This is a genomic window from Fodinibius sp., from assembly GCF_041642155.1.
Taxonomy (GTDB): Bacteria; Bacteroidota; Rhodothermia; order Balneolales; family Balneolaceae; genus Fodinibius.
This window is the reverse complement of the sequence record NZ_JBEPWZ010000003.1, coordinates 12,841-23,232: the sequence shown is the minus strand read 5'-3', so window position 1 is coordinate 23,232 and position 10,392 is coordinate 12,841. Positions and strand designations below refer to the sequence as shown.

The 10,392-nt window shown below is 42.9% G+C and carries 12 protein-coding genes; 3 read left to right on the top strand and 9 right to left on the bottom strand.

Translation table 11 applies throughout. The annotated features are described in order from the left end of the window. Positions 1 to 138: 138 nt before the first annotated feature. The gene (locus tag ACESLU_RS00600) at positions 139 to 450 is read right to left on the bottom strand and encodes a type I restriction enzyme endonuclease domain-containing protein (RefSeq protein WP_372633666.1); all 312 of its coding nucleotides are present in this window, start codon (positions 448 to 450) and stop codon (positions 139 to 141) included. A 230-nt stretch (positions 451 to 680) separates the two neighbouring features. Continuing rightward, positions 681 to 878 carry a hypothetical protein gene (locus ACESLU_RS00595; protein WP_372633663.1) on the bottom strand — a complete coding sequence of 66 codons (198 nt, stop codon included), beginning with the start codon at positions 876 to 878 and terminating at the stop codon, positions 681 to 683. A 427-nt stretch (positions 879 to 1,305) separates the two neighbouring features. On the opposite strand from ACESLU_RS00595, the gene ACESLU_RS00590 reads away from it, so the two are divergent. The 3 genes from ACESLU_RS00590 to ACESLU_RS00580 all read left to right on the top strand — a co-directional run bounded on the left by ACESLU_RS00590 (position 1,306) and on the right by ACESLU_RS00580 (position 4,080). After that, a complete protein-coding gene (locus ACESLU_RS00590; protein ID WP_372633661.1) occupies positions 1,306 to 2,103 on the top strand; it encodes a tryptophan-rich sensory protein in 798 nt (265 codons plus the stop codon). A gap of 217 nt (positions 2,104 to 2,320) precedes the next feature. Next, the gene (locus tag ACESLU_RS00585; RefSeq protein WP_372633658.1) at positions 2,321 to 3,403 is read left to right on the top strand and encodes an App1 family protein; all 1,083 of its coding nucleotides are present in this window, start codon (positions 2,321 to 2,323) and stop codon (positions 3,401 to 3,403) included. 329 nt (positions 3,404 to 3,732) lie between these two features. Next, the gene (locus ACESLU_RS00580) at positions 3,733 to 4,080 is read left to right on the top strand and encodes a DUF6122 family protein (RefSeq protein ID WP_372633655.1); all 348 of its coding nucleotides are present in this window, start codon (positions 3,733 to 3,735) and stop codon (positions 4,078 to 4,080) included. A gap of 82 nt (positions 4,081 to 4,162) precedes the next feature. On the opposite strand, the gene ACESLU_RS00575 is transcribed toward ACESLU_RS00580, so the two are convergent. The 7 genes from ACESLU_RS00575 to ACESLU_RS00545 form a co-directional block, all read right to left on the bottom strand. Next, positions 4,163 to 5,110, bottom strand: coding sequence for a YihY/virulence factor BrkB family protein (locus ACESLU_RS00575; protein WP_372633653.1), 948 nt, complete (start codon positions 5,108 to 5,110; stop codon positions 4,163 to 4,165). Next, positions 5,103 to 5,462 (bottom strand): hypothetical protein, encoded by a 360-nt coding sequence (locus ACESLU_RS00570; protein WP_372633650.1) that lies wholly within the window; start codon positions 5,460 to 5,462, stop codon positions 5,103 to 5,105. The genes ACESLU_RS00575 and ACESLU_RS00570 overlap by 8 nt, the downstream gene beginning before the upstream one ends. 150 nt (positions 5,463 to 5,612) lie before the next feature. Further along, positions 5,613 to 5,834, bottom strand: a complete 222-nt coding sequence (locus ACESLU_RS00565) for a hypothetical protein (protein ID WP_372633648.1) — start codon at positions 5,832 to 5,834, stop codon at positions 5,613 to 5,615. 800 nt (positions 5,835 to 6,634) lie between these two features. Then, positions 6,635 to 7,483: an HAD family hydrolase gene (locus tag ACESLU_RS00560; protein ID WP_372633646.1), complete on the bottom strand. Its 849-nt coding sequence runs from the start codon at positions 7,481 to 7,483 to the stop codon at positions 6,635 to 6,637. A gap of 4 nt (positions 7,484 to 7,487) precedes the next feature. Further along, positions 7,488 to 8,183, bottom strand: a complete 696-nt coding sequence (locus ACESLU_RS00555) for an SDR family oxidoreductase (RefSeq protein ID WP_372633643.1) — start codon at positions 8,181 to 8,183, stop codon at positions 7,488 to 7,490. A 6-nt stretch (positions 8,184 to 8,189) separates the two neighbouring features. Next, a complete protein-coding gene (locus ACESLU_RS00550) occupies positions 8,190 to 8,897 on the bottom strand; it encodes a phosphoribosylaminoimidazolesuccinocarboxamide synthase (protein ID WP_372633640.1) in 708 nt (235 codons plus the stop codon). Between the two features lie 19 nt (positions 8,898 to 8,916). Next, complete coding sequence (locus ACESLU_RS00545) at positions 8,917 to 10,392, bottom strand: hypothetical protein (protein WP_372633638.1); 1,476 nt, start codon at positions 10,390 to 10,392, stop codon at positions 8,917 to 8,919.

Here is a 10,392-nt window from a genome sequence, read left to right as displayed (position 1 = left end):
ATACGACTGATACACATGATCAAACACTTCATAACAGCTCTGCACGAAGAGCTCCTGGTCATATTTGTCTGGTAGAATGTCATCCAGCTCTTTTTCGATGGTGAGCTTCACATCGGCAACGCACTGCTGTTGTTTGGTTCAGTACATCACCAGTTTTTCCTGCTTGAACTTCTCGGTGAGCTCAGTAATGCCCTTCTTTATCTGGTCGCGCTCTTTCTTGGTCAGTTCTATTTTCTCGAGCTGGGTAACGATATCGAATACCGCCAGCTGCTCTTCGGAGAGGTTTTCGCGGTCGTGCCGCTCCTGCTCCTCGTTTAAATCCTGGACGAAGTCAAACAGTTCCGATTTATCCTTGACCGGATTGGTCGCCTCAGGACCGACTTCTTTATGTCCGGTGGCATAGACGGCCGGGGCTTTCTGCAGGTTGCGAACAACGCCTACGTAATCCACGAAATCAAACCGTTGTTTTTGTCACCGTGCACCTGATTCGCCCGCACGATGATTTGCATAAGGGTATGGTTCTTGATCGGCTTGTCGAGATACAGATCTCTGGGATGCTGCGATGAAGAGCTGTACTGCTTGAGATTTGAATTTTAGGAGGTAATTGATCCTTACTCTCTGTATTTTAAATAAGGTAGATATACTTAACGGAAACATTTCTGCCAGTTGTTTTGGTCGTATTAATCTTTCTCAACAAATAAAGCCTTATTATGCCTTACTCCATCCTTCAGTGTCTCCATGGCAATATCAAGGCCAACCTTGTCCCGAAACTTGAAACAATCCGTAATAGTCTTGGCTGGATTGCACACCTTACCCTCTGCCCCATCCACTTCATAGGTTTCTATACCTCCGGTTAGGCTTTTTTCTTGAGAAGCCATAAAATCAAAGCGGTCGATAATCTTACTCAGGGTGCCCAGCCTCTCCAGATCCGGAGACTAATTTTTTAAGATTTTTAGCATTTAATAGTAGGAGTTCTCACCACCCACAGGCATTATTTTAACGGCTGATCTCACTATCATTCGTTCATTTATCTGATTTACTGTCTTTGTTGAAAGCCCTTGATCCTCCTTGGAGATAAGCGTAGCCGACCGAACCTCCGAATCAAGCTTCCAGTCATATTCTTGAATCCAAGTAGAAGGTCGTATGCTCATCATGCTATTCGGAAAATGGAGATCATAGGCGTTGGAATGTTAACCATCCGCTGAAAAATGTTTTTTATGGAATGATATTGATGCTTCTGAACTTGTTGGTTTACCGTAGCTTGCTTAAATCATCCAAATCAGTACCTAATGACCCGGTGACAAGATGAGGAAAAAAATACTCCAAATAACAAATGGGATTGCCCTCATCGCGGCGATAGTGATAAATTATCTCGCCACAACCGGCATATTTAATGGAAACACGATAGGCAGTGTTTCTGAACAATATCAAAATTACTTTACGCCCGCCGGTTACGCTTTTTCAATCTGGAGCCTTATTTATCTCGGCTTGCTGGCATTTGTTATTTACCAGGCACGCAGTCTTTTTAAGCAAGAAGCGAGCGATGAGATCGTATTTCAAGTCGGGTGGTGGTTCGTTATTTCCTGTCTTGCAAATATTTTTTGGATTGTAACCTGGATGTATGAATTCACCGGTTTATCTGTCCTTATCATGGCTCTGCTCCTTTTTTCACTGATCAGGATAATCATACGGACCAATATGGAGATGGAAGATGCTCCGCTACAGAAAATAGCTTTTGTCTGGTGGCCTTTTTCGTTTTATTCCGGATGGATTACCGTAGCTTTTATCGCTAACATCGCCGCCTATTTAACTAAAATCGGATGGCGGGGCTTTGGAATATCAGATATTACTTGGACGGTCATCATAATTTTGGCAGCGGGAGTGATCAATGTAATTATGACCTGGACTCGTAATATGCGCGAGTTTGCCCTGGTTGGTGTATGGGGTTTGGTAGCTGTAGCTGTTGCCAATTGGGGAGAAGTGCAAATCATCGTATATACTGCGCTTTCCGTAGCTGCCATACTATTTATCAGCAGCGGAATTCACGGGTTTATAAACCGAAAAAGCTTTCCGCTGTACCGTATGAATCATGAAAATTCCTGATGGTAATAAGGATTCGAGCTATTTTATCATTTCAACTGGAAACAAGAAGTTGTCAAAGCTTCGCAAGCGAGACACATAGCTACGGTTGCAAAAAACTAACTATTCGAGCCAATAATCTGGTTCCCGATCAGGTGGCAGGTTAAGTGAGGAAAATTTTATGGCCAACGTAAAGAAGAAAGTACTTTCCGTCCTATATCATATAAAACACAGGCTCTCCATGTCAAAACTGCGGCTCGGGAAGAAGCTTGGTTTTATCCGTTCGGTGATGATCATGCCATACCATGGTTTTGGCAACGGGAAAGAATTGTTCTTCCTTGGAAGAGTGTTGAAGGACAGGGGGATCAGCATTTCGCAGTTGGAGGACAGCAAGTGGCGAAACTTCAAGAGAATGTACAAGCGATTCATGACATGGGAAATTCCGGATGCGAGGGTGGAAGCAACTTTTGATGGCATTACAAATTCGGCGACCACCGACGATGAAGGGTATTTTGAATTCAGGATCGAACTTCCTCAGCCCATAATAAGTCAAAATCCATGGCAAAAAGTTCGGCTGGTGCTGGCAGATAAGGTGATCAACGGCCAAAAACCTCCGGTGGTTTACAACGATGTTTATATACCCTCGGAGAATGTGGGATTCGGAGTCATTTCTGATATCGACGATACCATTGTGCCCACGGGTGCCACAAAACTGTGGGATATGCTGAAAACCACTTTCCTGGGTAATGCACATACACGGGTTCCATTTCCAGGAGTAGCTGCGTTTTACCAAGCACTGTCCAAAGGACTTGTGGGACGTGAAAACAATCCTTTCTTCTACGTCTCGAGCTCTCCATGGAATTTGTACGGTTTTCTCAGGGAATTAATGAACACTCATAATCTTCCGCAAGGACCGTTGATGTTAAGAGATATAGGATTGTCACGGGAGTATTTTCTTGCCGGCAGCCACATTAAGCATAAACTTGTTCAAATTGAAAGAGTATTCGATATTATCAGTGACATTCCTTTTATCCTGGTCGGCGATTCAGGTCAGCATGATGCCGAAATCTACCTGCAGGTAATCAAGAATTTTCCCGGCAGGGTCAAAATGGTTTATATTCGCGACGTCGATCCATCCAGTCATACGAAGGTGCTAAAAATCGCTGACGAAATCCGGAAGTTGGATGTTGAAATGATGCTGGTCTCCGATACGATAGAAGCCGCTCACCATGCGGTTTCCAAAGGGTGGATTTTAGAAGAGGATATTGCCCATATTGGAGAAGAAAAGAAGGAGGATGAAAATTTAACTGGATCCTTAACTTAGATGAACACAGAACTATTCTCTACAGAGATCGGCGGATTTATTTTAACGCAATTAAACGGCTAACAGGCGAAATTCCGAACCTGTCCGTCGCCAATGTTGGTAAGTCTTCCCCGTCTGAGCAAGAGTATCCTGCCCGGTAATGAACTATTTGAGTATTCAGAGAACAATCCCGTTATTGAGAAGATTACGCCCACTTTCATGACATCTGAGTCATATAGCATTGGCTTGTACGCATAGGGACTCGCGCCGTCAGTGGATGCGCAGGCAAGGCACAAAACGTGGATAATGTCCCTGTTGATATTGAATGAATGTAAAATATACCCGTTCTAATGATAGTACATATCGTTCTGCACTTTGTGGTACCTGTGATTGTGGCTCACCTTTTCTATAAAGAACAGTGGAAACAGGCTGCCTTAATTATGGTTCTCACGATGCTGGTCGATCTGGATCACCTGTTAGCAAACCCTGTATTTGACCCAGAGCGGTGCTCAATTGGTTTTCACCCTCTTCATACTATTCCCGCCATCGGAGCTTATGCAATTCTGTTTGCACTACCTTTACTAACAGGACTTAATACAAAGAAACATAAAACCCATCCTGTGAAGAACAAGCTCCATTTGATAGGTTTAGGCTTGTTGATACACATGTTGCTGGATTGGATCGACTGCCTATATTAAAGCAATAAGGCAATAAAACCGTAAGAATCAACCCATCTCACTAGATTTTATTGAACCAATTGAGGAATTGCCAAACTTATCATTAATCCGCCACGTGATCGGCATGATACGCATCCCGCTGGCCCATGGGTCTGTCTTTGCCTATGGTAGTATCTTTGCGGGTCTGGTGCTCCATTTCAGAGTTGATTTCCGCACCCAGCAATATTACATAGGCCGTGATATAAAACCATAGCATCAGAATAATCACTGCGGCAAAACTACCGTACATTTTATCATAATTGCCGAAATTACTGATGTAAAAAGAGAACAGGATTGAGCCTGCCAGCCATAAGATTGTTGCTATAACAGCTCCCCAGTTAACCCATCTGAATTCAGGATTGCGGCGATCCGGGGCTATCTTATATATCATAGCCAGAACTCCCATCAATACCAGAGCCAGAACAGGCCACCGCAACCATTGGACAATAATTTCAACCCCGTAAGCAGGAAGATTAATACCCGCAACAATCGCAGGGAAAACCACAACCAGTGCGGTACAAATTATACCTATCACTATTCCACCCAGGGTGAAGAGCAGGGTTAATCCGTTATATTTGAAAAAACCACGCTCGTCAATTTCATCATAAGCCACATTAATACCTTCAAACACTGCCTTTGTCCCTTGCTGGGCACTCCAAAGGCTGAAAAGCACACTCAAAACAAGGCTCCAACCCAGCGTCGCCTCCGACTTACTGGTAATATTTTCTAAAATACCCGATATCATTTGAGAGGATTGCTGTGGCAGAATATGAGCTACCTCGCTAATTAGCTGTTGAATCTGGGCCGGTTCCATGACCAGGCCAAAAATTGATACAGCCGCTACGAGTGTGGGAAAAAGCGCCAGGAAAAAGTAATAGGCCACACCTGCCGACACGATTGCAATATGATCTATGGTAAGTTCACTGCTTACGCGCTTACCGATTTGCTTCCAACCCTGCCATGACAACTGAATGGGTTTTTCTGCAGAGTGTATGTCTTTGGTTTCATTCATTCTTCTCTTGCCTGTTAATTCTACATCTGATTGGATCCGGGAAATGGATGGCATGTTCATTAATTATTAAATAGTAAGAGCCAGGATTCCCGGGGGCAGAGGCTCCTCCCGAAACAATAGCTGCAAGAAATACCCACCATGCTGCTGCTGCCGCTTTTCTGGCAGCTTCTATTTGTCGCATGGATTCCCGTTTAGCTTTTTCAGTCTTCTCTTTCAGCTCTGCCTCTATTTTATTCATCTTCCTAAGGACTTCGTCCCGCCCTTGTTCAATTTTATCTACCACTCTTTCTGCTTGTTCGCGATCAATTTTTGGGTTATTACTCACCAGCGCAATAAGCGATTCCCGATCCATTCGCTGAAGTCGCTTTTTCAGGATCGAGGGTGACCTTTGGATCATCCATAATACATTTAACATCATACTTCATATGACCATAACGCAGTTCTGGCTGGTCCATACAGTCAAACTCATTGCTTAATCGCTTGCTTGGCGTCCCCTTTACTATCACGCGCCTGTGCGGTTGAATTTGTCCCGCTGTTGTTTTTCATCATCTATGTCATAATGAGAGGATGAATAGCGGGAACGGTTAAACTTATCTTGCACATTACCAACTGCCGTTATTCCTGTTACAACGGCTAAATTTGTCAGTAAAAATTGAAATGTAAAAGCCAGTAGTACACCAGCTACTACGCCGATAAGAAAGTATCCATATCCTTCGTAAACCATGTCCCAGTGCCTGTTTGCGCAAACGAAGATGCTGCCAAGACCGACAGCATAAATAAGCCCTACGTATCGGTAATAAGTGACTTATATTTCATAACGGTGGGTGATTATATTTTATAATGATATAAGAGCTTCCATTTTCCCAGCTTTTGTAGAGTTGCTACTCTCGTTGGACGTAGAATATGAGCGGCATCGCAAGCAAAACTGATCCCTATACATATTGTAACCTTCCAGTTCCTTCTTTAGTTCCCTTACAAAGCTTCCTTGTTCGAAATAGGTTTTGCTGGAAGTTATTTGCCATTTATGCCCACTAGTTTAATATAAGTTACCCGAAAATATATGGATTCTTGTACATATATAGTTGTAATAATTCAAATTAAGAACCATATTGAATATAAATGTGGCTGAATAAGCGCTTTTCCTATTCTTGATTTCGGGCAAACTGGGAGTTTTCCAGTTTAGAACAAAAAAAGATGCTCATGAGGGGGCTGTTTAAAAAAATATCATACTGCTCACTTCTTAATATCAATCCTTATGAAAAGGATCCGGGATATAAAGAACTGCTCAGATCAACAGCGCAACAGGGATTTTTTGCATATGGCTTGTTGGGAACCTTGACCCTACTTTTCCATATATTGTCCCCTATTTTTATCATAGGTAAGACTATTGCCTGGATGTACCACTCAAACAGTAGAGATTCGGGTACCCGGACTGGATCTCTGTATTGATTTTGTAGAGATGCGCGGAGCGACAATTTTTGGCGGCCCGTAAGTCGGTGGGAAATAGGGTTCCAGGAAGTTGCTTTACTGTGGTCTAAACATAGCCTCGAGATAGTTGGCAACGCTGTCTTCCATATTGGTTCCGATTACTTCATGAGCATGTTTCTTGAGCCGTTCATCCGCATTTTGCACAGCAATACATTGGTGTGCAATTTTAAACATCTTGATATCATTGATGTGATCTCCAAAGACAATGAGCTCTTTATCCTGGTGGCCGAATTCATCTTGTAGCTGTTGAATAGCCCTATCTTTTGTTGCCCTGTAATCATGAGCAGTAAGCCAATACCAACCCCTGGAGTAAAGATTTTCGAATAAGTGAATTTCTACTTTGTCTTGAAACTGGTCAAGTAACTCTCGTTTTATTTGAAGTAATTTTTTTTCCTTATCTATAAACGTAAAACAAGTTATATAGTGGTCTCTGAGCTCTTTGATAGATATAGTTTTTTTAAGCCGCTGATCATTGCTGGCAATACGGTCCTCATAATACCACTGCAGTCCGCCATTATTAATCTGATTGTAAAATAAAAAATCCTCCCCGTTATGATGAGTGGAGATAAAAACACCTACATTATGCTTTTCGACATACCCCCGGATACCTTGTCTCACCTCTTGCTGAATTTCATTGATGACAAGATGTTTTTTAGTATTGTAATCTGAAATATATGCGCCGTTCAGGCAAATTACCGGGAGGGATAGCTGCAGGTCCTGGAGGATATAGGAAATAGTGTGAAGACTCCTGGCACTTGCTACGGTAAAGTTCAAGCCGTTGTTGATTAATCGCTGTAACTTGGTCCGGCTGTGCTTAGATAATAAGCCATCGTTATTAAGGAGTGTGCCGTCAAGATCAGAAACGACGAACGTATTATTATTCACAGCATTAAATGTATTGGATTTTAGCAATACCCCGCTCCGGAGGTGTTACCGTATGTAAAGGACGTAATTCTACCTCGCCAATGAGCAAATTTCCTGAAGCCTGGGCAATTTCATAAATAAATTCAGCAAGCTTCTCAGGTTCTATTTTTTTGTCGTCATGAGTTTTGGGCCTGTTTTTAATGGCTCCGGCATTGATTAAAGTTGTGCGGATTCCATTATCTCTTGTTTCCTGGATATATACTTCCGACAGTGCTTTAAGAGCAGCTTTTGTGGCACAGTAGGCTGCTCCCTTGTCAAAATAATGTTCGCCGGCATGACTTCCCATAATAATTACTCTACCGTCCTCTGAAGATTCCAAAGAGGGAGTGAGGTACTTCAGGAGAAAAAAAGAGGCATTTAGATTTGTATTGACAGAATGTAACCAGTCTTTCTCATGCATGTCCTTGATAGAGGCAAGTTTTCGCACAGCAGCGTTGAGAAAACAGAGAGAGATGGTTTGTGTTTTTTCTTTTAAACGGTCGACAGCTGAACGAATATTCTGCAGCTTCGAAAGATCGCACTGGATTTCATTCATCCATTCTTCTCCTTTGAGGGTCTTGTTTAGAGAATGAATGACATATCCTTTTTGATAAAAATATTTTGCAACAGCATACCCCGTTCCTCGATTGGAACCGGTTATAACCATGTTTTTTTCTTCCAAACTTTATTAGATTAAATTAAGAAGTCGCTTCCATTCTGTTCTGATGTCCTTGTGTGAGGCTCCTTTTCTAAACAGATCTTTATCAAGTGATCGGCCGGATTCAGATTTTAGCCTCATGCCATCAGGAGAAATTTCAGAAGTAATAACATATTCTCCACTGGGATCCTTTCCAAAGATCAGGCAAAAATCCACCAGCACCAGATCAGACATCCATTTTTTCAGGGCTTCGTTGACACTCAAGGCAATGGTTTTCAGCGCTTCAGGATCTTCTCCATATTCCCGGATATAATCTGCGGCAATCGGTTGGTCCTCAGGGTTGGTTCTGTAGTCGAACTTGACGATCGGGCGGTCAAACTCAGCATTTTTTTTAAACAACCCTGGATAAAATTTCAAGGTGGAACCGATGGCAAAATTTTTGACGATTACCTCGAACGGAGGATTGGTACAGTGTCGGGCAATATAGCGTCGGGAATCCACACGTTCCACAAATGCCGTTTTGATGTCCTCCTTCTTAAGCACATCGACTGCCTTTTCATAGAAGTCCAATCGCAGGGCATCGGTACCCTCAACAAGTTCATGCCGATCATAGGTGTAGCTTGTTAAAGAGGGAATCAATTCTACAAGCAGGAGATTATCTTTGTATTCGTATATACGTTTACTTCTACCTTCCATTATCGGAGAATCGGATATCACACGGTCAATAGAGGTATTCATATAGCAGGATATGGATATGTTAAAGATTCCAGTAATCTCGTTCAGAAAGAGTATTCGGTGCTGCTAATCGGATGTTAACATCAGCAGTATTGTCTTGAAGCCGGGAACATACTTCCGAGGTAAGATCTGTCGTAAGACGTTTTAACATCATTTTTTTTGTTTTTTCGACAAGCTCGGACCTTTCTTCAGGAGAAAAAGTTAACTCAGCGGTGAGTTCTAATAAATAGTCATCGTGAGGCTTTTTTATTTTGAATTTTGGCCAGTTCGGAGCCGAGGGTTCCTTGAGTATTGAAAAATCAGAAGGAGGACGGCTCAGGCCGGGAACATCATCGATAGCTTTGGCTACTTCAGCCTCACCTACATAAATTTTGGGAGCTATCTTTACACTCCGTTGAAGTCGCCCTTTAAATATATAAGCTTTTTTTCCGGCAGGGCAGTCGGTGCCATAGACTTTTACCAGGTCCGAGGTTTTATACCGTATAAGAACAAATCGTTGGCTAAAAGGAAAGAGCGGGGTTATCACGAGTTCTCCCACCCCTTCATCAATGCGGTCTCCGTTTTCCAGGTTCAGCACTTCGGGGACCACAAAAGGCTCAAAGTGAAACCCATGGCAGTTATCACAATAGCGGGCTCCGCCAAACATTTCGGACATGGAGAAATTATCGGTGATGCTTGTTCCAAAAAAATCCTCCATGACCTTTTTTCTTTTCGGCGGCACGGGCCACCCGAATATGGTAATAGCATCCAGCTGATCTTTAGGAAGGCTGATATTTTCCTGTTTCAGGTACTGGTAGAGAACACAAAGGCCCATGTAGGTTACATTCAATTTGCTGATCTTCTGCTGGTGACCGGGGAAATCAAACTCATTCTGTAAAAGCCAAGCGGTACGTAATACCCCGTAATCCCTGATCAGTTCAACCATAAAGTTATAACCGAATCCGGGTATTTTCAGAACGGCACCATGATTCATAGACCCTTCTGAGATGCCCAGAGGCTGGGATGCTTCGGATTCAAACTGTTTGGACTGCAGGACCGAAAAGAAATTTTGCAGATACTGCTGTTCTTCAAGTGACCTCTGGATAAGCAGCGGTCGCTGACTAATGGTTCCCGTAGTAAAAGTAACAAATCCAAAGGTAGTAATATCAGAAATGATTCCGTATTCGTGCTGATATATGTTATCCTTGGTTATGAGGGGCAACTCTTCCAGCTGATCATAGCCCGTGTATTTGTTTTTAGCTGTTTCAAAACTATTCCCGTAATAGGAGGTGTTCTCACAGGCCATCCGTACCGTAAGATCAATCATCTTATCCCTGAGAAGAGCAAAACCTTCTTCATATCTGGCAGGATGAGCCAGCACATGAGAAAACAAGGGAGCCATAACTGCCGATCCGACATGTTCGGGTTCAAGTCGGGCCGGAAGGTCCTTTATCCAGTTTGTATATTCTTCTAATGTAGGCCCGGGAGCAACGTAACTTTCTTCCTGGGTGACACACAT